We start from the raw sequence: 24,371 nt of genomic DNA, 5'->3' as shown, positions 1-24,371 counted from the left end.
CGGGTTATTCCTTTCCGTTTGACAGTTCGTGGTCACTCAGGATTTCGAGGGCCCGTACGAGCGACGAATGATCGGCTTCCGCGCCGCTCGCCCTGGCCGAACAGGCATTCATCAACTGCTGCGCCGTTGCGGTGCCCGGCAAGGCGATGCCGAGCGCACGGGCGCTTTCGAGCGCAAGATTGAGATCCTTCTGGTGCAGCCGGATGCGGAAGCCCGGCGCGAAAGTGCGGTTGATCATGCGCTCGCCATGCACTTCGAGCACGCGCGACGAGGCGAAGCCGCCCATCAGCGCGGCCCGCACTTTCGCCGGGTCGCATCCCGCCTTGCTCGCGAAGACCAGCGCCTCGGCCACGGCCTCGATGTTGAGCGCGACGATGATCTGGTTGGCGATCTTGCAGGTCTGGCCGGCGCCGTTCTGGTCGCCGATCAAGGTGATGTTCTTGCCGAGCTTCTGGAAAATCGGCAGAGCGCGTTCGAACTCGGCCGCCGGTCCGCCGACCATGATGGTGAGACTCGCCGACTTGGCGCCGACCTCGCCGCCGGAGACCGGCGCATCGAGATAGCCGGCGCCTGCTTTCCTGATCTTTGTCGCGAATTCGGCCGTGGCGATCGGGCTGATCGAGCTCATGTCGATAATCAGCTTGCCAGTGGAAATACCTTCGATCACGCCTTGCTGCCCGAGCAAGACACGCTCCACGTCGGGCGTGTCGGCTAGCATTGTGATGACGATTTCGCACGACCGCGCCACGTCGGCGGGGGAGGCGACGATCATTGCCTTCAAATCTTGTGGTAAAGGGGAGCGGTTCAGGACCGTGACGATCTCGTGTCCTGCATCGGCAAGATGCCGCGCCATCGGCGCTCCCATGACACCAAGCCCTATGAAGCCGATTTTCATGCGCAACTCCCATGCGGCGTCAGAACGCCTTGCAGCTCACTGGAGGCGTATGATATAGGACATCATACAAATTTCAATGCATCTTCTTTCGATGGAGACCGATCGCAAATGCAGGAGCGTGCGAATCCGCTAAAGGCCGCCGTGAGGGCGGACCGAGCCCATATCGGCATATGGTGCTCACTGGCCTCGGCGCTTACCACCGAGGTCGTCGCCGGTTCGGGAGCAGGGTGGCTGCTGATCGACGGAGAGCATAGTCCAAACGACCTGCGCAGCATCATGGCGCAGTTGCAGGTCGCGGCGGCATTTCCCTGCGAGGCTGTGGTGCGCCTGCCGTCGGACGATCCCAACCTGATCAAGCAAGCCCTGGATATCGGCGCACGCAGCCTGATGATCCCCAACGTGCGCACGGCTGATCAGGCGCGCGCTATCGTCGGCGCAATGACTTATGCCCCAGGCGGGTTCCGCGGCTTCTCGGTCGGCCACCGCGCCAATGCGTTCGGCCGCATCGCCGGCTATCACGGCAAGGCTCGCGAGCAGCAGTTGCTGGCCGTGCAGATCGAGGACGAATCCGGTGTCGCCAATGCCGCCGCGATCGCAGCCGTTGACGGTGTCGACGTTCTCTTTGTCGGGCCTGGCGATCTTTCAACCAACATGGGCGCGATGGGCAATCCGGGTGCCGCGCATGTGCAGGAGGCGATCGCGTCCGTGCGCAAGGCTGCGGCCGCGGCCGGCAAGGCGAGCGGCATTCTGGCTCCGGCGAAGGCAGACGCGGACCGTTATATCGCCGACGGCTTCACCATGGTGGCCGTAGGGTCCGACCTCGGGCTGCTGGCGCGGGGCTCCGACGCCCTGATAGCTTCGTTCAACCCGTAGACCTGGAGACGATCCATGGCGATCCCCCCCTACAAGGCGCCTTCGCGCAATGCCTATGACATCGTCATCGTCGGCGGCGCGGTCGTCGGTTCGTCTACGGCCTACTGGTTGAGCCAGGCGCTGGGCGACCGCGTATCGATCCTCGTGGTCGAGCGCGACTCGAGCTACGAGTTTTCCTCGACGGCACTTTCAACCAGCGCCATCCGCCAGCAATATTCCAATCCAATCAATGTGAAGATCAGCCAGTTCGGCATCGAGATCATCCGCGGCTTCCAGGAGCGGATGGCTCCGTTCTACAAGAACGAGCCGGCGCCGGATCTCGGCTTCAAGGAACATGGATATCTCTATTGCTGCTCACCGGACGGCGTGGAGGCGGCCAGGGAGCGGGTCGACCTGCAGCGCAGCCTCGGCGCGCACACCGTCTTCCTCGAGCCAGGCCTGCTGAAGGAACGCTTCCCGTGGCTGAACGTCGATGATCTCGGCGGCGGCTCCTGGGGCGCCCGCGAAGAAGGCTGGTTCGATTCCATGGGCCTGTTGAACGGCTTTCGCCGCGCCGCCCAAGGCAGCGGCGTCGAATATATCGACAATGCCGTGACGGGATTGGACATCGTCGATGGGCGGGTGGTCTCGGCGCGCCTCGCGACCGGCGAGACCGTCGCCTGCGGCACATTGGTCAATGCGGCGGGCCCGCGCGCGCAGCAGGTCGCCGGCATGGCCGGACTGTCGATCCCGGTGGCGCCCTACAAGCGCTACAGCTTCGTCTTCGCCAGCGCCAATCCGATCCCCGGCCGGATGCCCAATGTCATCGACCTCTCCGGCACCTTCGTGCGCCCGGAGGGTGAGCTTTTCCTCACCGGCAACACGCCGCAGGGCGACGGGCCGGCCGACTATGACGACTTCGAAATGCATTTCGAGGAGTTCGACGACTATATCTGGCCGGCGCTCTGGCACCGCATCCCGGCTTTCGATGCCCTGAAAGTCCAGACCAGCTGGACCGGCCACTATGAGTACAACATGCTCGACCACAACGGCATCGTCGGCTTCCATCCCGAGTTGAAGAACTTCATGTTCGCCAACGGCTTCTCGGGCCATGGCCTGCAGCAGTCGCCGGCGGTCGGCCGGGCGGTGTCGGAGCTGATCATCCACGGCGCCTTCCAGACGCTCGACCTGTCGCCGTTCTGCTACGAGCGCATACCGCGCAACGAGCCCTTCCTGGAGGAGGCGGTGATCTGAGAGTGGCTCCGGCCCGGGCGGTCAGTTCTCCACGGTCTGCCCGGCTATATCCCAGAAGGCCTTGACCAGCTTGCCGCTGGATCGCTCGCGCAGGCAGATCAGCGCTTCGTCCATCAGGATCTCCGGCGCGTCGATCAGGATCGGCCTCAGCCTGCCGTCGAGACCGAATTCGGCCCGGGTGACGAAACCGACGCCGGCCCCGGACGCGACAATCTCGCGAACCGCCTCGCGGCCCTCAGCTTCTATAGTCGGCTTCAACTCGATGCCCATCGACGAGGCAAGCGTTTCGAGCTTGTGCCTCGTCTTCGAGCCACGCTCGCGCATGACCAGCGGCTGCTGGACGAGATCGGCCAGCGAGAGCTTTCGTACGCTGGCCAGAGGATGGTCGTGCGCGACGAAGGCGACGATCGGCGAAGAGTTGAGCCGAAGGATTTCGAACTCGCGCCCCTCCGGGATCTCGCCCAGTACGCCGAGATCGGCCTCGTAGGCGAACAGGCTGGTGATCACGGTCTCGGTATTGCCAGCGCGCACGCTGACCTGGACGCCCGGATATTTTGCCCGGAAAGTCGCCAGTATGCGCAGCAGATGGTGGGCGGCATCCGCCACGATGCGCAGCGTTCCCGAGCGAAGGGCGCGCGATTCCGACAGAAGGTCCAGCGCCTGCTGCTCGGTGTCGAACATGCGCCTGGTGATCTCGAGCAGCCGTTCGCCCTGCCGGGTCAGGGTGACCTGCTTCTTGTGGCGGTTGAAAAGCAGGACGTCATACTCTTCCTCGAGCTTGCGTACCTGATCGGAGATGGCGGGCTGCGTCAGGAAGAGCGCCTCCGCCGCGCGGGAGAAGCCGCCACATATGGCGACGTGGTGGAAAGCCCTCAGCTGAACGTAGCGCATGCGAATTCCATAAGCCAAACCGATGTAACCATTGAAACCAACGAATTGGCTTATGTAAAGCGAAAGTTGGCGGCGGATCAGGCAGAGAGGGATCCCTGATTTCGGCCAGAGTCCGGCACGGACTCACGGGCCTTCATGCGCGCGTCATGGAGAATGTGCAGCCTGTGTAGAATGTGCTGATCTCGGACGACCGCGGCGCGGCAAGGGAGACTCGTCGCGGAGAAGGGGCATGTCCGGGACATGGAGTGCGAAAACCACGACAAGAACCACTATCCGCCACTCACGCGGTCGGGCGTTGCCAGGCCATATGGCACGCACCTCGCGATGTATCAGTTGAATTTATATTCGAATACAAAATAACGATTTTTCAAATAGATCGAGTCTGGCGATAATTCGCGCATGACAAATGCCCATTTGGAGGAACGACCGATGCGAGCCGAAACCACATTGACCCCGGTCGAGGGTTTCGAGGCCCCCGCGCTCGGAGAACCCTACCTGCTCACGCCCGGACCCCTGACCACTGCTTACGCGGTCAAGCAGGCTATGCTGCGCGACTGGGGATCATGGGATGGCGATTTCCGCGCCATGACCGCCGATCTCCGACGCCGGCTGCTGGCGCTGACCGGCGACAGGAATAACGAGTTCGATTGCGTGCCGATGCAGGGCTCCGGTTCCTTCTGCGTCGAGGCCATGCTCGGTTCCTTCGTGCCGAAGGATGGCAAGGTGCTGGTCCTGGCGAATGGCGCATACGGCCTGCGCGCCGCCCAGACCATGCAATATCTCGGCCGTGCCCATACGCTGATCGACAAGGGCGACTACCTGCCGCCGCGTGGCGAGGAGGTTGCCGCGGCGCTCGACGCCGACCCGTCGATCACGCATGTCATCGCCATCCATTGCGAGACCAGCTCAGGCATCCTCAATCCGCTGGCCGAGATTGCGCAGGCTGTGCAGGCTAGGGGCCGCAAGCTCCTGGTCGATTCGATGAGCGCGTTCGGCGCCATCGCGCTCGACGTCAACGAGATCCGTTACGAGGCGATGGTGTCCTCGGCCAACAAGTGCATCGAGGGCGTGCCCGGCTTCGGCTTCGTCATCGCCAGGAAGACCGAGCTTGTAGCCGCGAAGGGCCGCAGCCACTCGCTGTCGCTCGACGTCCATGCGCAATGGGCGGCGATGGAAAAGACTGGGCAGTGGCGGTTCACACCGCCGACGCATGTCGTGGCCGCCTTCATCGAGGCGCTCAAGATGCATGAGGCCGAGGGCGGCGTTGCCGGTCGTGGCGCCCGCTACACGAAAAACCGCGACGTCATGGTGGCGGGCATGCGTGAGCTCGGCTTCGAAACCCTGCTTTCCGATCGCTGGCTGTCGCCGATCATCGTCACCTTCTTCTGCCCCGCGGACGAGAAGTTCGTGTTCGACCGCTTCTACGAACTGATGAAGTCCAAGAGCTTCATCATCTATCCCGGTAAGCTGACGGTGGTGGAATCGTTCCGCGTCGGCTGCATCGGCCGCATGGACGAGCACGTCATGCGCCGTGTCGTCGAGGCTGCTCGCCAGTCGCTTGCCGAAATGGGCGTGGCGAGCGCTGCGCCACCGCGTGCCGCGCTCGAGGAACGCGCCAAGCTTGCCGCCTGAAGAAACAACTACGAACGCCTGGAAGGCCCCCGATGAACCAGATGTCCCCCGTTTCCGTGTCCGCGAATGGACGAAACTATCCCTGGCCGCGCGTGCCGGCGATCGCGATCTGCCTCGACGGCTGTGAGCCGGCCTATCTCGACGAAGCCATCCGCGCCGGCCTGATGCCGGCGTTGGTCCGGATCAAGGAAAAGGGCACCGTGCGCACCGCCCACAGCGTGATCCCGAGCTTCACCAACCCCAACAACCTCTCGATCGCCACCGGGCGTCCGCCCGCCGTGCACGGCATTTGCGGCAACTACCTCTACAACCCGGAAACCGGGGAGGAGGTGATGATGAACGATCCGAAGTTCCTGCGCGCGCCGACCATCTTCAAGGCGTTCTACGACGCCGGCGCGAAGGTCGCGGTCGTCACCGCCAAGGACAAGCTCAGGGCTTTGCTTGGACACGGCCTGGGCCACGACGAAGGCCGCGCCGTGTGCTTCTCGTCGGAAAAGTCGGACACCACGACCAAGGCCGCCAACGGCATCGACAACGCCTCGCAGTGGCTCGGCCGTCCGGTGCCGGAAGTCTATTCGGCAGAGCTGTCGGAATTCGTCTTTGCCGCAGGCGTCAAGCTGCTGAAGGAATTCCGCCCCGACGTGATGTATCTGACGACCACCGACTATGTGCAGCACAAATACGCGCCGGGCGTGCCGCAGGCGAACGCCTTCTACGAGATGTTCGACAAATACCTTGCCGAACTCGATGCCCTGGGTGCTGCCATCGTCGTCACCGCCGACCACGGCATGAAGCCGAAGCATCTCGCCGACGGCTCGCCTGCTGTCGTCTATGTGCAGGATCTGCTGGACGAATGGCTGGGCAAGGACACGGCCCGCGTCATCCTGCCGATCACCGACCCCTATGTGGTGCATCACGGCGCGCTCGGCTCCTTCGCAACGGCGTATCTGCCAAAGGGAGCCGACCGCGAGGCGATCATGGCGAAGCTCCGTGAGGTCAAGGACATCATCCTGGTCGTCGGCCGGGAAGAGGGCTGCGCCCGCTTCGAGCTTCCCGAGGACCGCATGGGTGACATCATCATGATCTCGGGCGAGAACATGACGATCGGCACCAGCGCGCATCGCCACAACCTGGCGGCGCTCGACGAACCGCTTCGTTCGCATGGCGGCCTGACGGAACAGGCTGTGCCGTTCATCGTCAACCGCGTGCTGCCGGACCTGCCCAACGAGCCGGTGCTGCGCAATTTCGATGCGTTCCACTACGCGACGACGGCCGCGACCCTGCCGGCGGGCTGAGCCCGATGTCGACCCCCACTCCGGCCCTTAGGGCCACCTCTCCCCCGATCGACGGGAGAGAGGAAGGGCGCCAAGCCGACTTTCGCGGCGTTTTTGGACTGTGAGGGATCAAGCGCCTACCCCGACCTGACTTCCTCTCCCCCGTCGATCGGGGGAGAGGTGGCCCGAAGGGCCGGAGTGGGGGTCGACCCCGCGACATATCAATAATGGAACGACCCCCATGACCCAACTCGATTCTTCCATCAAGGTCCGCCACGAGCCGATGCGCATCGCCGGCAAGAAGGTCGACGCTGACGGTGTCGTCGAAGTGCGCTATCCGTGGAACGACGCGGTGGTCGGCACGGTGCCGGCGGGCCGTACTGAGCATGCCCGAAAGGCGTTCGAGATCGCGGCAGCGTTCAAGCCGAAACTGACGCGCTATGAGCGCCAGAGAATCCTCCTGAAGACTGCGGAACTGCTCGATAGTCGGAAGGAAGAGCTCTCCGACCTCATCACCTCTGAGCTCGGCATTTCCAAGCAGGACTCGCTTTACGAGGTCGGCCGCGCCTTCGATGTGTTCACGCTTTCCGGCCAGATGTGCATCCAGGACGACGGCCAGATTTTTTCATGCGACCTCACCCCGCACGGCAAACAGCGCAAGATCTTCACCACGCGCGAACCGTTGAAGGCGATCTCCGCGATCACGCCCTTCAATCATCCGCTCAACATGGTCTCGCACAAGGTCGCGCCGGCTATCGCCACCAACAACTGCGTGGTGTTGAAGCCGACCGAGTTGACGCCGATGACGGCCCTGGTGCTGGCGGACATCCTCTACGAGGCCGGACTGCCGCCCGAGATGCTGTCTGTGGTGACCGGCTGGCCGCAGGACATCGGCGACGAGATGATCACTAACCCGAACATCGACCTGATCACCTTCACCGGCGGCGTGCCGGTGGGCAAGCTGATTGCCTCGAAGGCCGGATATAAGCGGCAGGTGCTGGAACTCGGCGGCAACGATCCGCTGATCGTGCTCAACGACCTGTCCGATGACGACCTGAAAAAGGCCGCGGAACTCGCCGTGCTCGGCGCGACCAAGAATTCGGGCCAGCGCTGCACGGCGGTCAAGCGCATCCTTGTCCAGGAAAGCATCGCCGACCGCTTCGTTCCCCTGGTGCTGGAGCGGGCCAGGAAGCTGAAGTTCGGCGACCCGATGGACCGCGCTACCGAGCTCGGCACGGTCGTGCACGAGAAGGCGGCGGCGCTGTTCGAAAAGCGTGTCTATATGGCGGCGGAACAGGGGGCGGAGGTGCTCTACGATCCGGGCCGCAAGGGAGCCTTGCTGCCGCCGATCGTCGTCGATCGCGTGCCGCATGCGTCGGAGCTGGTCATGGAGGAGACTTTCGGCCCAATCGTGCCGATCATCCGTGCCCCGGATGACGACGATGCGATGATCGCACTTTCCAACTCCACGGCCTTCGGGCTTTCCTCGGGTGTCTGCACCAACGATTTCCGGCGCATGCAGAAATACATAGCCGGGCTGCAAGTCGGCACGGTCAACATCTGGGAAGTGCCCGGCTACCGCATCGAAATGAGCCCGTTCGGCGGCATCAAGGACTCGGGCAACGGCTACAAGGAAGGCGTCATCGAGGCGATGAAGAGCTACACCAACGTCAAGACCTTCTCGCTGCCGTGGTGAATTGAGCATGCAGTATGATCTTGTGGTTGTCGGCGCCGGCATCGTCGGCCTGGCGCATGCTTTCGCCGCCGCGCAACGCGGCTTGCGGGTCGTTGTCATAGACCGCGACGCCCAGGCGAACGGAGCCTCGATCCGGAATTTCGGCCTTGTCGTGGTCAGCGGCCAGGAGCCTGGGCTATCGCGCCGGCGCGCCGAACGCACGCGCGCGGCTTGGCTCGACCTTGCCGAAAAGGCCGGCATAGAAATCCTGCATCGCGGCAAGCTGGTTGCGGCACAACGGCCTGAAGCCCTGGCGGTCCTGGAAGCGTTCAGCGCGGAGGCTGACGCTGGCGATTGCAAGATGCTCACCGCGAGCGAGGTGGTTGCGCACCAGCCTGGCCTCGATGCCTCCAAGATCGTCGGTGGGTTCTACAGCCCGTTCGAACTGCGCGTCGAGTCGCGGGAAGTGCTGCCGAAGCTGGCTTCATTCCTCGCCGAGCGCCATGGCGTCGAATTCCGTTTTGGTGTCGCCGTCACCGCGATAGCGCCCCCTTCGGTCGAAACCAGCCATGGAACTCTGCGGGCAAAGAAGGTCGTCGTCTGCCCGGGCGATGACCTGGCGACGCTCTATCCGGAGCAGGTCAGCAGTTACGGCGTGCGGCGCTGCAAGCTGCAGATGCTGAGGTTGGCCAACCCGGGCTTCAAGCTGTCCTCAGCGCTGGTCTCCGATCTCAGCCTGCTGCGCTACGCCGGCTATGCGGCCATGCCGGAAGCCGCCTCGTTGCGCCGCCGGCTGCAGGGCGAGGTGGCGCCGGCGCTGGAGAACGGCGTCCACCTGATTGTCGTCCAGAGCGCGGACGGATCGCTGGTCATCGGCGATTCCCATCACTATGGACCGACGCCGGATCCGTTCGCCTCCGAGGCGGTCGATGCCATGATCCTCGCTGAATTCGCCAAGCTCTTCGGCGGCGCTACGCCCGCCGTCCAGGCGCGTTGGACCGGGACCTATGCATCGGCTTCCAATCATGAGAGTTTTCGCGACGCGCCGCATGAGGACGTCAGGCTTGTCATGGTGACCAGCGGCACCGGCGCAAGCACCGGCTTTGCCATCGGCGAGGAGACGGTCGCGGACCTGTTCGGCGCTTGAGGAAAAAATGAACGTCATCCACACCGAGGGCGAATCCAACACGGCGCAGGCCCGACAGGAGTGGAATGCACGGCAGAACGATCCGGCCTCGCGTGAGCTGCTGCGACGCGACGCCGACGCGTTCCTGCATCAGAGCCTGTCGAGCCCCTGTGTATCCACCATAGCCAAGGCTGAAGGCATCTGGATCGAGGACCTTGCCGGGCGCCGCTACATGGATTTCCACGGCAACAGCGTCCACCATATCGGCTACGCCCATCCGCGACTCGTCGCGGCGATCAAGAAACAGCTCGACGATCTCTCCTTCGCGCCGCGCCGCTTCGCCTGCGAGCCGGCGGTGGAACTGGCCGAGACATTGGGCGCGCTTGCGCCCGGCGATCTGTCGAAGGTGCTCTTCACCACCGGCGGATCGGACGCCATCGAGGTGGCTCTGAAAGTCGCGCGCGCGGCGACCGGGCGCTTCAAGACGCTGTCCTTCTGGGATGCGTTTCATGGCGCCGGCTTCGGGGCCGCGAGCGTCGGAGGCGAAGCGACGTTCCGCTCGCAGATCGCCGGGCCGCTGATGACCGGGGCCGAGCATGTCGCGCCATGGGCAAGCCGTAACTGCGCCTACGGCCACGACAGCCTCGAGGATTCGGCGCGCGCCTGCGCGAACATGATCTCCTATGTGCTTGGCCGCGAAGGCGATTTCGCCGCCGTGGTGGCGGAGCCGATGCGGGCGACGCCCCTGGTTCCCGCACCCGGATTCTGGAAGGCGGTGCGCGAAGCCTGCGACCGCCATGGCACGCTGCTGATCTTCGACGAAATCCCGACCGGCCTCGGCAAGACGGGCAGGTTTTTCTCGCACGAGCATGACGGCGTCACACCGGACATCCTGGTGCTCGGCAAGGCGCTGGGTGGCGGCATCCTGCCGATCGCCTCGGTTATCGCGCGCCGCGACCTCGACGTCGCCGGCGATTTCGCCATCGGCCATTACACGCATGAGAAGAACCCGGTGACGACGCGCGCCGCGCTGACCACCATAGCCATCATTCGCGAGGAAGGACTGGCGGAGCGCGCCGCCGAGCTCGGCACCTACGCGATGGATCGCCTGCGCGGCCTGATGGACCAAAGCCCGCATGTCGGCGAGGTGCGCGGGCGCGGCCTGATGATGGGCGTCGAGCTGGTCGAGGAACGTGGAGCCTACAAGCCTGCCCGCGAACTCGCCGAGCGCGTCTACTATCGCAGCCTTGAGGAAGGCCTGAGCTTCAAGATCAGCGCCGGCAATGTGCTCACCCTGTCGCCGCCGCTGATCATCGGCCGAGCCGAGCTCGACAAGGCGCTCGGCATTGTCGAGGCCGCTGTGCTTGCCGGCTAACATGAAGGCCGTCCGCACCGACAGGGAACTTGAATGCCCAGGCATTGACGCCGGCCTGCGCGCCGCCGGGGTCGATCTCGTGACGCTGCCGGACGGAATTCCGGAAACCGATCTTATGGCGGCTGTAGCCGACGCCGATCTGGTGTTGATGTGCTACACGCCAATCACCGCGCGCGTCATCGAGGCAGCGCCCAAGCTCAAGGGCATCGTCAAATACGGCGTCGGCATCGATGCCATCGACATCCCTGCCGCGATGCGGCGCGGCATTCCCGTCGTCAACGTGCCCGAATATGCCGAAGAGACTGTCGCCGAAGGCGCTTTCGCACTGATGATCGCGCTGGCCAAGCGGCTGCCGGCGATCACGGCCGCGGTTTCGCGGGATGGCTGGATCTGGCCGGAGCAGGGCTGGCTCGGGCGCGACATTTCCGGCGCCACGCTCGGCCTCGTCGGCTGCGGCAGGATCGGGCGCAGCATGGCGCGCATGGCCGGGCAGGGGTTTCGCGCACGCGTTCTCGGCTTCGATCCCAATGTCGACGCCGCGACGATGCATGCCGCCGGCATCGAGAAGATCGACGATCTGCGCGGCATGCTTCGCGCCTGCGATTTCGTCTCGATTCATTGCGTGCTGAATGACGACACGCGCGGCCTCATCGGCAGGGCCGAGCTTGCGTGTTTGAAGTCATCCGCAATCCTGATCAACGTTTCGCGCGGGGCGCTGATCGACGAAGCGGCGCTGGTCGAGGCTGTCGTCGGTAATCGTATCGGCGGGGTAGGCCTCGATGTCTATTCGCGGGAGCCGCTGTCGACGTTCGGCCATCCGATGAGCGCGCTGTTCGGACGCGATAATGTCATTTTATTTCCGCACCTTACCTTCTTCACAGTCGAAGCAATGCGCCGGCTTGAGGAAGACACGCTCGCCCGCTGCTTCGAAATCCTGGAAGGAAAGCCGGTGACGATCCGCTCGCTGGACTCCAGGCTGCGCGCCCAGACGACAGGCGTCGTTTTCGGCTGACGCCTGCCATCCAATCCAGGCCTGTCGCGCGACGCTCCGGTCGCCGACGGAATGCGTTCGCGATGCTGCTGCGACAGCTTGATGACAAATATCAGAAAAATCTTGAGCTTTATAAAATAAATAGATTTTACTTATCGATAGCCAATCCCCAAAGTCCGAGAAAGAGGAAATGCCCAGCCGGCTTCGCCAGGTTTGCAACCGAGGGCGGCTGGTTTGAGTGCATCGCAGAATGTGCCTTCCACCAAAGGGGAAACTGACCATGAAATCACGTAACTTAACCCTCATCGCGGCCTTTGCCGCGCTGCTTTCCGGTTCGGCCGCGCTCGTCGGGCCGGCGATGGCTGACGGTGTCGTCACCATTTACTCGGCCGACGGCCTGCATGACGGCAATGGCAGCTGGTACGAAACCGAGTTCGCGGCCTTCACCAAGGCGACTGGTATCAAGGTGCAGTATATCGAGGCAGGCTCCGGCGGTGTCGTCGAGCGCGTCGCCAAGGAGAAGTCGAATCCGCAGGCCGACGTGCTGGTCACGCTGCCTCCGTTCATCCAGCGCGCCGCGGCCGACGGCCTGCTGCAGGATTACAAGCCCGAGGCAGCCGCCCAGATCGATGGCGGAACCGACAAGTACCGGCCGCTGGTCAACAACTACATGAACTTCATCTACAACAGCGCCGCGCTGTCCGAAGCGCCCAAGACCTATGACGATCTGCTCGACCCCAAGTTCAAGCACAAGATCCAGTATTCGACCCCCGGCCAGGCCGGCGACGGCACGGCCGTGATGCTGCAGATCATCCACGCCTTTGGCGGCGAGGATGCAGGCTTCGGCTTCATGAAGAAGCTGCAGGACAACAATGTCGGTCCTTCTGCCTCCACCGGCAAGCTGACCGCGCTGGTCAACAAGGGCGAACTGCATGTTGCCAATGGCGACCTGCAGATGAACATGTCGCAGATGGCCGACAATCCCAACATCAAGGTGTTCTGGCCGGCTGGTCCGGACGGCACGCGCTCGACCTTCGCGCTGCCCTATGAAATCGGCCTGGTGACGGGCGCGCCCAATGCCGACAATGGCAAGAAGTTGATTGACTTCCTGCTGTCCAAGGAGGCCCAGTCGACGGTAAGCTCGGTCGCGCTCGGCATGCCTGCGCGTAGCGACGTGAAGCCGACCGACGCCAACTTCTCCAAGCTGGAGGAGACCATGAAGGGCGTGACGGTCTGGTCGCCGAACTGGGACGAGGCGCTGAAGAAGTTGCCCGACTATGTCAAGAAGTGGAACGAAGCGACCGGAAGTTGATCTCCTGGTGACCAGATCCGGAGGACCAGCCATGTCGGTGCCCGCTTTCACGGGAAGCAATGTTGTGGACGTCGACGCCGCGAAAATTCGCGGCGCCGGCTCCAACGTCCACTTCGACAAGGTCAGCGTCGCCTATGGCGCGCATGTCGTTCTGCATCCGCTGACGCTCGACATTGCTCCAGGTGAGATCCTGGCGATGATCGGTCCTTCCGGTTCCGGCAAGACCACGGCGCTCCGAGCTGTAGCCGGCTTCGTGCGGCCGGCCAGCGGCCGCATCCGTATCGGTGCCACCGATGTCACCGATCTTCCGCCCTATGAGCGCGGGCTCGGCATGGTGGTGCAGAACTACGCGCTGTTTCCGCACATGCGGGTCGAGGACAACGTCGCCTTCGGCCTGAAGGCACAGGGCGCCGACAAGTCGCTGATCGCCGAGCGCGTCAAGGATGCGCTCGCCACCGTCGGCATGTCGGGCTTCTCCCGCCGCTATCCGCGCGAGCTTTCGGGCGGCCAGCAGCAGCGCGTGGCCATCGCCCGGGCGCTTGCCGTCAGACCGCGCGTGCTGCTCCTGGACGAGCCCCTGTCCGCGCTCGACGCCCAGATCCGGCGCAACATGGTCGAGGAGATCGCCAAGCTGCACCGCGACCTGCCGGGGCTGACGATCCTTTACGTCACGCACGACCAGACCGAAGCGCTGACGCTCGCCGACAAGATCGCGATCATGCGCGACGGTCGGGTGTCCTCGCACGGGCCGACTGGCGAGCTCTACCGCAGGCCGCCGAACCGCTTCACGGCGGAGTTCCTTGGCCGCGCCAACCTTCTACCGGTGACCGTCGCGGAGGCCGCGGGGCCCAAGGGTCTTGCCACGGCAAGGCTCGGCGATGCCGTTCTGGCCGGCGCGGCGCGCGGCGAGAAGCCTGGTGACAAGACCCTGCTCTGCATCAGGCCGCAGCATCTCAGCCTCACGGGTGACGAGGAGCATTCGAACAAGATCGTCGGCACGCTGAAGGAAGTTCACTGGCAGGGCGAACTGACCCATCTCGTGCTTGATGTCGACGGCACCCCGGTGCGCGTCTCTGCGACCAGGCTGCCGGTATCCTTGCCCGAACGTGGCACTGCAATGCCGCTCTTCTTCACGCCTGGCGATACCTCGCTCGTTCCGGAAGACGCCCGTGTCTGAGGCTGCCGTTCTTCCGAGGCCGGTGGTCAGAAAACTGCCCGGCGGGGTCTGGATCGTGCCGCCGACGGCGCTGCTGGCGCTGTTGTTCTTCTACCCACTGGCGCTGATTGCCCGGCAAGCGTTCCTCGACGACAGCGGTATGGCCAATGCCGCCGAATTCTTTCGCGTGCTGCATGCGCGTTTCTTTCTCAACGCGCTTCTGAATACGGTTACGATCTCGGTCGCGGCAACCGCCGGGTGCCTCATCGTCGGCCTTGTGCTTGGACTTATACTGGCCTTTGTGCCCTTTCCGGGCAGCAGCTTCGTCGCTCGCCTGATCGACACTTTCATCGCCTTGCCGACATTCCTGGTCACGCTTGCCTTCACGTTCCTCTATGGTTCCGCGGGCATGCTCAACAGCGGGCTGATGGAAGTCTTCTCGCTGCCGACGCCGCCGGTGGATTTCCTCTATTCGACCTGGGGCGTGGTGCTGGCCGAGGTCACCGTCTACACGCCCTTCATCCTGCGCCCGCTGTTGGCTGCTTTCTCGCTGGTAGATCGCGGCCAGATCGAAGCGGCCAGCGTGCTCGGCGCGCGTCCGTTCCGCATCGTGCGCCAGGTGATCCTGCCGGCGGCCGTTCCGGCGCTGATCGCCGGCGGCAGCCTCTGCCTGCTTTTGACCGTGAACGAGTTCGGCATCGTGCTGTTTATCGGGGCCAAGGGCGTGATCACCTTGCCGCTGCTGATCTATGGCAAGGCGATCCAGGAGTCGGCCTATCAGGTCGCCTGCATCATCGCGCTGGTCAACATTGCCCTGTCGCTCGGGCTGTTCGGCCTCTACCGGCTCGCGGCCGGCCGGCTCGGAGCATAGCCATGCTGGTCTGGTCGAAATCCGGTCGCATCGTCATCTGGGCCGTCTTCGCGCTGCTGTTCGGCGTGCTGTTCCTGGCGCCGCTGGCCGTCATCCTGCTCTCCAGCCTTGCCGGTCAGTGGAACGGTGTGCTGCCCAGCACCCTGACGCTGGCGCATTATGGCGACGTCGTGCAGGGCGCGGCCGGCGACTCGGTCAAGGCCAGCCTTATCACCGGCTTTGCCGCCAGCGCCCTTGCGCTGGTCAGCGGCGCCTGGGCAGCGCTTGCGCTTCGTGTTCAAGGCGCTGCGCTGCAACGACCGCTCGGCCTGCTGTTCTTCATCCCGAGCGCGGTGCCTTCCGTGTCTGTGGGCCTCGGGCTGCTTGTTGCGTTCAGCCAGCCGCCGCTGCTGCTCAACGGCACGATAGCCATTGTGATGATCGCGCATTTCGTGCTGATCTCGGCCTTCACCTTCGGCAACGTTTCGGCGGGCCTGGCGCGACTGTCGCCGGACTTCGAGCAGGTAGCGTCCAGCCTTGGGGCGCGGCCCGGCTACCGCCTGTGGCATGTCACGCTGCCGTTGCTCGCGCCCTATCTCGTCGCCGCCTTCGGGCTGAGTTTCGCGCTCTCCATGGGCGAGCTCGGCGCAACCGTGATGGTCTATCCGCCGGGCTGGGTGACGCTGCCGGTGTCGATCTTCTCGCTGACCGACCGGGGTGACATCTTCGCGGGCGCGGCCCTGACGATGATCCTCGTCGTCGCGACGCTGGCGCTGCTGCTCGGGCTGGAGCGCATCACTGCCCGCGCGACCGGCTCGTAGGGTCGACGCCTCGTACGCGAGAAGAAGCGACAGATGGAGTTGGCCGTGCCAGCCGGCTGGATGAGCTGACCGGCTGAAATCCGGCGTCCATGGCGGATCAGCCGAGCGGCTTCTGCAGCACGTCGAACTGCGGATTGGTCTCCGAAAAGATCGGTAGCGCTGCCGCGCCGAGGACGGATGTGTCCTTGCCGGCGGCGCCAACGATGACGCGCGGCGTGGCGCGGGCGCTGGTCGAACTGACCGAGAGGTGCAACGGCTCGAGCCGGCTGGCCAATGCCTCGATAACCGGCAGCGGCATGAAGCCGCCGAGCACCACGGTTTCCGGATCGAGCGCCAGCTCCAGCACGTCGATCGCCTGGCGAAGCGGCTCGACCGCTTCCGCCAGCCAGGCCTCCAGACGGCCGTCGCCACTTGCCAGCAACTGCTCCAGCAGATCCGGGGAGGCATGGTCGGGGTCCGGCAGATCGAGCTTCTCATAAGCGGCGCGCAGCGAGACATAGCGTTCCAGGCAGCCGCGCTTTCCACAGCCGCAGGGCAGGCCATTCGGCCTGACGATGATGTGGCCGACCTCGCCTGCATTGTGGCGGCTGCCCTTGTAGAGATGGCCGTCGAGAAAGAGACCGGCGCCAAGGCCGGTGCCGATGAACAGATAGACGAAGCTGCCGAGATTACGGGCAACGCCATAGAGACGCTCGCCGATGGCGGCGGCCGTGGCATCGTTTTCGACGGTAACGGCGATGCCGGTTAGCCGCTCCAGTTCCTCCGCCACCGGGAAGTCCTGCCAGCCGGGCAGAGCTGTCGGACCGACAGAGGTCATGCCCTCGACACCGAAAGGCCCTGGCATCGCCATGCCGATGCCCAGCAGCCTGGTCCGGCTGAGTTTGGATGTCGAGATCAGGTCGCCGCAGATCTCGGCAAGCAAAGGCATCGCCTCGGTCGGCGTCGGCCGGTCGACCGGTCGCTCGATCCGGGCCCGCATGGTGCCCGAGAGATCCGTGACGACGCCGACGGCGAGTTGGTGGTCGAGTTGCAGGCCGATCGAATAGCCGCCATCGGGATTGATGGAATAGGGGACAGCCGGCTGACCGCGCGCGCCTTTCAACGTCGCTTCCGGCCGCAGCAGCTCCGCTTTCTCAAGCTCCTCGACGATGTTGGAGATGGTCTGTGACGACAGCGCCGTCAACCTTGCGATCGCCGCCCGCGAAAGCGTGCCATTGGTGCGGATCGCCTCGATCACCACGCGTCTGTTGTGGGATTTCGCCTGTTCGAGATTGGTGCCGGAGATGGCTTTCTTGAGCGTCATGAGGTACTTACCAGCCGAGGCGAGCGTATGATATCGCTTTAGAAAATCAAGTTGATTTGATTACATGGACATGAGTCGTGGCGACGTCGCGACCCATGATCGTCGGCGCCCGTGAGCAATCGGCCAGGAACGATCTCGCGGCTGACGCATTTGCTTCCCGTCAACGTCTGAGGGAAACAATGCGCATTGCCCATGTCGCGCCGCTCTATGAATCCGTCCCCCCGAAGTTTTATGGCGGCACCGAGCGCATCGTGTCCTATCTCACCGAAGCGCTCGTGGAACTGGGGCATGATGTGACGTTGTTCGCGAGCGGCGACAGCCAGACATCGGCCCGGCTGGTGCCGGGGCGCGATCAGGCGATGCGTCTCGACCCGCGGCCGAAGAAATCGGAGATCGCGGCACATCTGGCGATGCTTGCCGATGTGCGCGAGCGGGCCGGTGAATTCGATGTCATCCACTTCCATCTCAGCCATTTCGTGCATTTTCCTTTTTTCGAGCGCATGGCGGGTCGAACGGTGACGACGCCGCACGGCCGGCTCGACTATGTCGACCTGGCGCCGGCCTACAGGCGCTTTCCGCGTTTTCCGATGATCTCGATCTCGCACAGCCAGAGGCAGGGGTTGGCGGACGCCAACTGGATCGCGACGATCCACCACGGCCTCCCGCTTGATGCCTATGAGCCGACCTATGACGCGTCGGCGGAAGAGCCGTATTTGGCTTTCCTCGGACGCCTGTCGCGCGACAAGCGGCCGGACCGCGCCATCGAGATCGCCCGCCGCTCAGGGCTGAAGCTGAAATTGGCGGCCAAGATCGGCGATGACGACCGCGCCTATTTCCATGACGAGATCGAAGCGCTGATCGATGGCGACCGCATCGACTATGTCGGCGAGATCGAGGAAAACGAGAAGGCCGAGTTTCTCGGCAGCGCGGCGGGCCTGCTGTTCCCCATCGACTGGCCGGAACCCTTCGGCCTTGCCCCGGTCGAGGCCATGGCTTGCGGGACGCCTGTGATCGCCTGGAATTGTGGCGCACTGCCGGAGATCATAGACCCAGGCATTACAGGCTTCGTCGTGGATACGATCGACAGCGCGGTTGCGGCGATACCGTCCCTTCTCGAGCTTGACCGGCGCCAGGTGAGAGCGGTCTTCGAAAAGCGCTTTTCGGTCCAGAGAATGGCACGCGATTACCTGGCCGCCTATATGGGCCTGATCGACACCCAGGAGGCGAAAGCCTCTTGAAGCTCATCTTCGGGCGGGCAAACGAAGAGGTGACGAATGATGGAGCTCGACGAGCGCAAGCTCGATCCCGCCGTAGCCCTTGCTTCGCTCGACGAAATGGGGCCGCGGGAACCGCATCGGCTGTTTGCTCTCAAGCAGGGTGACTGCTTTGCCGTTGCCGACGCATATGGCGACATCAGGGGCGCCGGCGACGGCTTCTTTCGGGATGACACGCGCGTCCTTTCCGAATTCCGCATGACCGTCGGCGGCAGGCAGATGTCGCTGCTCGGCGCATCGCTCAGCCAGGACAATGTGCTGTTCACCTCCAACCTGACCAACCTGCCGATCCAGAGCGCCGCGGGCCGCGACATCCCTCAGGGCGCGATCCACATCGAGCGTGTCAGGCTGATCTGGCAGGACAGGCTGTTCGAGCGCATCAGGCTTTCCAATTACAGCCGCGAGCATTCCACCGTCATGGTCTCGCTGCATTTCGCCGCCGATTTCCGCGACATGTTCGAGGTGCGCGGCTCGACACGGACGAAGCGGGGAACCGTCCATGTCGCCAAGACCGAGAAGGCTTCGGTGCTGCTCGGCTATGACGGTCTCGACGGATTGCCGCGCCGGTCCGCGATTTCTTTCTCGCAAGGTCCAGACAAGTTGAGCGACAGCCGGGCCGATTTCCTGATTGCGGTCACCAAGCGCAGCAGCAAGGTGCTCTTCGTCGAAGTCGGTCCCGAGGTCGCCGACACGCCCGGACGCGACCGCTTCCGCGCGGCGGCCGCTCGCGCACGTTTCGGCATGCGGGCCAAGCGCCGGCACGGCGCGACGCTGCACAGTTCTGGCCGCGTCTTCAACGACTGGGTCGAGCGAGCACGCGCCGACGTCGCGCTGCTCACCACCGACCTCCCGACCGGGCCTTATCCCTATGCCGGCATCCCTTGGTTCTCGACAGCCTTCGGCCGCGACGGCGTGATCTCTGCCTTGCAGATGCTCTGGCTCAATCCAGGCCTGGCGCGCGGCGTGCTGGCGTTTCTGGCCGAGCACCAGGCGACCGAGACATCACCCTTCAGCGATTCCCAGCCGGGAAAGATCATGCACGAAACGCGCAAGGGCGAGATGGCGGCGCTGCGTGAGCTTCCCTTCGGTCGCTACTATGGCGGTGTCGACACGACCCCACTCTACATTCACCTTGCTTGCGCCTATGCCGACCGCACCGGCGATATGGCCTTCATGGACACGCTCTGGCCATCGCTCAAGGCGGCCGCCGCGTGGATGGAGGAGGCAAGCCAGGCGACGGGTTTCGTCACCTATCAGCGTGCTGCAGAGTCCGGTCTCTCCAACCAGGGCTGGAAGGACAGCATCGACTCGGTCTTCCACGCCGACGGACGCATGCCGAAGGGGCCGATCGCTCTGGTCGAGGTGCAAGGCTACGTTTTCGCCGCCTATCGGGGCCTTGCCGCGCTGGCGCGCCGCCGCGGCGAATTCGCCGAGGCCGAGCGCTGGGAAAATCGCGCCGAGGAAATGCGGGTCGCGGTCGAGCGCGACTTCTGGATGGACGATCTCAACTTCTATGCCCTGGCCATCGACGGTGAGGGCCAGCCCTGCAAGGTGCGGGCGTCGAACGCCGGGCATCTCCTCTATGTCGGGCTGCCGCATCCGGAGCGCGCCAAGATCGTCGCAGACCAGTTGCTGTCGGCCTCCTTCCATTCGGGCTGGGGGCTGAGGACGCTTGCCGACGACGAGATATTCTTCAATCCGATGTCGTACCACAACGGCTCGATCTGGCCGCATGACACCGCGCTCTGCGGCGTCGGCCTTGCGCGCTATGGCGAGCGCGAGAGCGTGGTGCGGCTGATGAGCGGCACTTTCGAATCGGCCGTTCATTTCAACATGCGGCTGCCGGAGCTGTTCTGCGGCTTCACCCGGGCGCCGGGCGAGGCGCCGATCGCCTATCCGGTCGCCTGCCTGCCGCAGGCCTGGTCGGCCGGCTCCGCCTTCATGCTGATGCAGGCCTGTGTCGGCCTGGAAATCGATGGCTGGCAAGGCGAATTGCGCGTCACGCGTCCGCGATTGCCGATCGGCATCGACACCCTCACGCTCCGGCATCTCTCCGTCGGGGACAAATCTGTCGACCTCTCGTTCCAGCGTGTCGGCGACCGCGTCGTCGCCTTCCTGTCCGACCGGCACGAGGGCATGGTGCCGCTGATCGTGCGGAGCTAGGTTTTTTGCAATTCCGGATGGAAAACCATCCCGGATTTTGCTGCAACCCGCGCTTGAGCAGAGCTGTGTAACCCCGCGTTCAACAATTGGGAAATGTCGGAACCGACGACGGGTTTGTGCGTTGCACACTTTGAACCGGTCTACCGGTCCGCAGCCGGCAAGAATGAAAACAAAATGGCGGACAGCCGGAGGCAACCTGGCTTTTCCATGACTGAATACGGCGTCGACCTTCTATGGGTCCTTATCCTCGCAAGTCTCGGACTTTCCGTCCTCGCGATCTTCTCGGCATTCAGGCACCGTCGTCAGCACGTGCGGGCTGCGGCCCAGCCGGGCGACGATGTCGCGTCGGAAGCAGCGCGAAAGGTGCTGCGGGAGTTCGAGAAAAACGGGCAGTCGGTGGATGCCGCCCTGGTCAGATGGTCGCCGGAGACGCTGCGCAAGATCTTGGCCGAGGACCTACCTGACGCGCAGGTAATCGTCGTCTCGAACCGTGAGCCTTACATTCACAACGAGACCAAGGATGGCGGTGTCGAGCTCGTCGTGCCGGCAAGCGGTTTGGTTTCGGCGCTGGAGCCGATCACGCGGGCCTGCGCCGGCACATGGATCGCCTATGGCGGCGGCAGTGCCGACCAGGTGGTGGTCGACAGGAACGACCGCGTGCAGGTGCCGCCCGGCAATCCGTCCTACACGCTGCGCAGGGTGTGGCTGACGGACGAGGAATATCAGGGCTACTACCTCGGCTTCGCCAATGAGGGCCTCTGGCCACTTTGCCACATCGCTTTCACCCGACCGATCTTTCGCGCTTCCGACTGGGAAGCCTATGAAGCCGTCAACCGCAAGTTTGCCGACACGGTGGTCGCCGAGGCGCGCAACGAGCGGCCCATCGTGCTGGTCCAGGACTATCACTTCGCGCTCCTGCCGCGCATGATCCGCGAACGCCTGCCCGAGGCGATCGTCATAACCTTCTGGCACATACCGTGGCCGAACTCGGAAGTGTTCAGCATCTGTCCCTGGCGCGAGCGCATCCTCGACGGCCTGCTCGGCAGCTCGATCATAGGCTTCCATACGCAGTTTCACGCCAACAACTTCACCGAAAGCGTCGACCGCTTCATGGAAAGCCGGATCGAACGGGCGGATGCCGCCGTGTCCTATGGCGGGCAGGTGACCCTGGTGCATGCCTATCCAATCTCGATCGAGTGGCCGGTCGAGTTGCTGAATGCTTTGCCCAGCGTCGAGGATTGCCGCGCGCATGTGCGCGAGCGGTTTGGCATTCCGGCGGATGTCCGGTTGTGCGTCGGTGTCGAGCGCCTCGACTATACCAAGGGTATTCTCGATCGCTTCCATGCGCTGGAGGAGCTGTTCATCCGCTACCCGGACATGGTCGGCAAGGTGGTGTTTCTGCAGATCGCCGCGCCTAGCCGGGGCACATTGCCGGCATACAAGCAGTTGCATGACGAATGCCTGCGTTATGCCGACGAACTCAATCAGCGCTACGGCACGGAGGACTACCGCCCTGTCTTGCTGGTAGCCGAGCATCACCCGCAGGCTGCGGTGTACGAGCTTTATCGTGCCGCCGATATCTGCCTCGTCACCAGCCTGCATGACGGGATGAACCTTGTCGCCAAGGAATTCGTGGCCTCACGCGACGACGAGCAGGGCGTGCTCTTGCTCAGCACCTTCGCCGGCGCATCGCGCGAGTTGCTGGAGGCGCTGATCGTCAATCCCTATGACGCGGCGATGATGAGCGAGGCCATGCTGCAGGCGCTGACAATGGGCCCTGACGAGCAGCGCGAACGGATGCGGCGCATGCGCGAAATCGTGCGCGACAACAACGTCTATCGCTGGGCCGGCAGCATGCTGCTCGACGCGGCGCGGCTCAGGAAGCGCGACGAACTCGATCGGGTGACCGCCTTATCCGACCGGCAGTCGAGCGCAAATGGCGACAATGTCGTCTCCATGTTCGAACGCAGAAAGGTTGCCGGGCACCGATGAATATCCAGACAGAATCAACGCCGCCTCTTGCCACGGGCCGATGCGCCTTGTTCCTCGACATCGACGGCACTTTGCTGGAGCATGCTGCTCATCCCGACAGCGTGTCGGTGAGCAGGGAGCTTTGCCTGTTGCTGGAAACGATCGAACGCAGGCTCGATGGCGCGCTCGCCTTCATCACCGGCCGCTCGATCGCCGCCGTCGACAATCTGTTCGAACCCCTAAAATTGCGGATTGCCGGCCTCTATGGGCTGGAGCACAGGCTGACGCCGGACGGCCGGATCGAGGCGGCGGACGAGCCGGCTGATATGGCCGCGCTCGCCGACGAGATAGAACTCGAGCTGGCGAGCAAGGCCGTCTATGTCGAGCGCAAGGGGCCGGTGCTCGCCATCCACACGCGGGCCGCGCCGCATCTGCTCGCCCGCGCGACGGAACTGGTCGAGGCGGCGCTCACCCGACTGCCGAAAGGCTACCGCGTAATAGCAGGCAATGCCGGCGTCGAGCTGATGCCGCTGGAAGCCGCCAAGGGTGCCGCGATCCGGCGCTTCATGCAGCTCTATCCCTTCAGAGGCAGGCGGCCGGTGTTCCTTGGCGACGACACGTCTGACGAGAATGGCTTCGAGACCGTCAATGCCCTGGGCGGGATCTCGATCCGCGTGAAGCCGCGGGGCGAAACCGCGGCGCGATTTGCAATTGCCGACGTAGCCGGCGCGATTGCCTGGCTTGGGACCAATTTCGGCGATCCCGCCAGGCACCGCAACAATCTGGTTGCATAGATCCTGCGGGCGAGCGGCTTGAGGCTATTGCTGCTGCAGGCCTGTGATCATGGCGATGATCTCGTTCTTGTCGGTCTTCTTCGTCTCGCGGACGCCGATCTGTTTGCCGCGCCTCAGCACGCAGATGCGGTCGGAGAGCTTGAAGACCTGATCGAGGCTGTGGCTGATGATCAGGATGCCGACATTGCGCTGTTTCAGCGACTGGACGATCGCCTCGACCTTGGCCGTCTCGGCGACGCCGAGGGCGGCTGTCGGCTCGTCGAGCAGGATAAGCTTGCTCGCCCAGTGCGTGGCGCGCGCAATGGCGACGCCCTGACGCTGGCCGCCGGAGAGGTCGCGTATGGTGGCATGGGCGGACGGGATGCGGACGTCCAGTTCCTTCACCAGCTTATCCGTCTCGTTGATCATGCGGCGGCGGTCGAGCAGGCCTAAGCGGTTCAGCGGCTCGCGGCCGAGGAACATGTTCATGTAGACCGTCTGCTGGTCGGCCAAAGCCAGGTCCTGGTAGACGACCTCGATGCCATGCGCGCGTCCCATGGTGGCGTTCGACATCGTCACCGGCTTACCCTCGATGGAGATGGTGCCGGAAGAGGGCGTGTGCACGCCGGAAACGATCTTGACCAATGTCGACTTGCCGGCGCCGTTGTCGCCGACGAGCGCCACAATCTCGCCCGGAAAGACCTCGAGCGAGAAGTTCTCAATCGCAGTGATGCCGCCGAAATTCTTGCGGATGTCATGAAGCTGAAGGATGGGGGCGCTCAT

General features: G+C 64.0%; 20 protein-coding genes. 16 read left to right on the top strand and 4 right to left on the bottom strand.

The features are described from left to right. Positions 1-4: 4 nt before the first annotated feature. On the bottom strand, positions 5-895 hold the full coding sequence (locus Q0L57_RS32195; RefSeq protein ID WP_296747131.1) for a 2-hydroxy-3-oxopropionate reductase: 891 nt from the start codon (positions 893-895) through the stop codon (positions 5-7). Between the two features lie 108 nt (positions 896-1,003). Between Q0L57_RS32195 and Q0L57_RS32190 the strand changes: the two genes are divergently transcribed. Next, the gene (locus Q0L57_RS32190; RefSeq protein ID WP_296747130.1) at positions 1,004-1,768 is read left to right on the top strand and encodes an aldolase/citrate lyase family protein; all 765 of its coding nucleotides are present in this window, start codon (positions 1,004-1,006) and stop codon (positions 1,766-1,768) included. A gap of 15 nt (positions 1,769-1,783) precedes the next feature. After that, a complete protein-coding gene (locus tag Q0L57_RS32185; protein WP_296747129.1) occupies positions 1,784-3,001 on the top strand; it encodes an FAD-dependent oxidoreductase in 1,218 nt (405 codons plus the stop codon). A 21-nt stretch (positions 3,002-3,022) separates the two neighbouring features. On the opposite strand, the gene Q0L57_RS32180 is transcribed toward Q0L57_RS32185, so the two are convergent. Continuing rightward, a complete protein-coding gene (locus Q0L57_RS32180) occupies positions 3,023-3,892 on the bottom strand; it encodes a LysR substrate-binding domain-containing protein (protein ID WP_296747128.1) in 870 nt (289 codons plus the stop codon). A 429-nt stretch (positions 3,893-4,321) separates the two neighbouring features. Here Q0L57_RS32180 and Q0L57_RS32175 point away from each other — a divergent pair, with 429 nt between their 5' ends. From Q0L57_RS32175 to Q0L57_RS32130, 10 genes are all read left to right on the top strand, one after another. After that, complete coding sequence (locus Q0L57_RS32175) at positions 4,322-5,524, top strand: 2-aminoethylphosphonate--pyruvate transaminase (protein WP_296747127.1); 1,203 nt, start codon at positions 4,322-4,324, stop codon at positions 5,522-5,524. A 32-nt stretch (positions 5,525-5,556) separates the two neighbouring features. Next, entirely contained in the window at positions 5,557-6,819 is a 1,263-nt protein-coding gene (phnA, locus tag Q0L57_RS32170; protein ID WP_296747126.1) for a phosphonoacetate hydrolase, read from the top strand. A 220-nt stretch (positions 6,820-7,039) separates the two neighbouring features. Next, entirely contained in the window at positions 7,040-8,494 is a 1,455-nt protein-coding gene (gene phnY / locus Q0L57_RS32165; RefSeq protein WP_296747125.1) for a phosphonoacetaldehyde dehydrogenase, read from the top strand. 7 nt (positions 8,495-8,501) lie between these two features. Continuing rightward, positions 8,502-9,620: a TIGR03364 family FAD-dependent oxidoreductase gene (locus tag Q0L57_RS32160; RefSeq protein ID WP_296747124.1), complete on the top strand. Its 1,119-nt coding sequence runs from the start codon at positions 8,502-8,504 to the stop codon at positions 9,618-9,620. A gap of 7 nt (positions 9,621-9,627) precedes the next feature. Beyond that, positions 9,628-10,974 (top strand): aspartate aminotransferase family protein, encoded by a 1,347-nt coding sequence (locus Q0L57_RS32155; protein ID WP_296747123.1) that lies wholly within the window; start codon positions 9,628-9,630, stop codon positions 10,972-10,974. Between the two features lies 1 nt (position 10,975). Beyond that, positions 10,976-11,986 carry a 2-hydroxyacid dehydrogenase gene (locus Q0L57_RS32150; protein WP_296747122.1) on the top strand — a complete coding sequence of 337 codons (1,011 nt, stop codon included), beginning with the start codon at positions 10,976-10,978 and terminating at the stop codon, positions 11,984-11,986. Between the two features lie 259 nt (positions 11,987-12,245). After that, positions 12,246-13,277, top strand: a complete 1,032-nt coding sequence (locus tag Q0L57_RS32145; protein WP_296747121.1) for a 2-aminoethylphosphonate ABC transporter substrate-binding protein — start codon at positions 12,246-12,248, stop codon at positions 13,275-13,277. 31 nt (positions 13,278-13,308) lie between these two features. Continuing rightward, on the top strand, positions 13,309-14,454 hold the full coding sequence (locus Q0L57_RS32140; protein WP_296747120.1) for an ATP-binding cassette domain-containing protein: 1,146 nt from the start codon (positions 13,309-13,311) through the stop codon (positions 14,452-14,454). Then, positions 14,447-15,304 (top strand): 2-aminoethylphosphonate ABC transporter permease subunit, encoded by an 858-nt coding sequence (locus Q0L57_RS32135; protein WP_296747119.1) that lies wholly within the window; start codon positions 14,447-14,449, stop codon positions 15,302-15,304. The genes Q0L57_RS32140 and Q0L57_RS32135 overlap by 8 nt, the downstream gene beginning before the upstream one ends. A 2-nt stretch (positions 15,305-15,306) precedes the next feature. Further along, positions 15,307-16,104 (top strand): ABC transporter permease subunit, encoded by a 798-nt coding sequence (locus Q0L57_RS32130; protein WP_296747118.1) that lies wholly within the window; start codon positions 15,307-15,309, stop codon positions 16,102-16,104. Between the two features lie 97 nt (positions 16,105-16,201). Here Q0L57_RS32130 and Q0L57_RS32125 read toward each other — a convergent pair whose 3' ends face one another. Then, the gene (locus Q0L57_RS32125) at positions 16,202-17,407 is read right to left on the bottom strand and encodes an ROK family transcriptional regulator (protein WP_296747117.1); all 1,206 of its coding nucleotides are present in this window, start codon (positions 17,405-17,407) and stop codon (positions 16,202-16,204) included. Positions 17,408-17,586: 179 nt separating this feature from the next. Between Q0L57_RS32125 and Q0L57_RS32120 the strand changes: the two genes are divergently transcribed. From Q0L57_RS32120 to otsB, 4 genes are all read left to right on the top strand, one after another. Continuing rightward, the gene (locus Q0L57_RS32120; RefSeq protein ID WP_296747116.1) at positions 17,587-18,645 is read left to right on the top strand and encodes a glycosyltransferase family 4 protein; all 1,059 of its coding nucleotides are present in this window, start codon (positions 17,587-17,589) and stop codon (positions 18,643-18,645) included. 36 nt (positions 18,646-18,681) lie between these two features. Next, positions 18,682-20,844 carry an amylo-alpha-1,6-glucosidase gene (locus Q0L57_RS32115; protein WP_296747115.1) on the top strand — a complete coding sequence of 721 codons (2,163 nt, stop codon included), beginning with the start codon at positions 18,682-18,684 and terminating at the stop codon, positions 20,842-20,844. Between the two features lie 207 nt (positions 20,845-21,051). Beyond that, positions 21,052-22,836 (top strand): trehalose-6-phosphate synthase, encoded by a 1,785-nt coding sequence (locus Q0L57_RS32110; RefSeq protein ID WP_296747114.1) that lies wholly within the window; start codon positions 21,052-21,054, stop codon positions 22,834-22,836. Continuing rightward, complete coding sequence (otsB, locus tag Q0L57_RS32105; RefSeq protein ID WP_296747113.1) at positions 22,833-23,609, top strand: trehalose-phosphatase; 777 nt, start codon at positions 22,833-22,835, stop codon at positions 23,607-23,609. Before Q0L57_RS32110 ends, otsB begins: the two co-directional genes overlap by 4 nt. Positions 23,610-23,633: 24 nt before the next feature. On the opposite strand, the gene Q0L57_RS32100 is transcribed toward otsB, so the two are convergent. Beyond that, entirely contained in the window at positions 23,634-24,371 is a 738-nt protein-coding gene (locus tag Q0L57_RS32100; protein ID WP_296747112.1) for an ATP-binding cassette domain-containing protein, read from the bottom strand.

It is taken from the genome of Mesorhizobium sp., from assembly GCF_024509055.1.
GTDB lineage: Bacteria > Pseudomonadota > Alphaproteobacteria > Rhizobiales > Rhizobiaceae > Mesorhizobium.
This window is presented reverse-complemented; position numbering and strand designations above follow the sequence as displayed.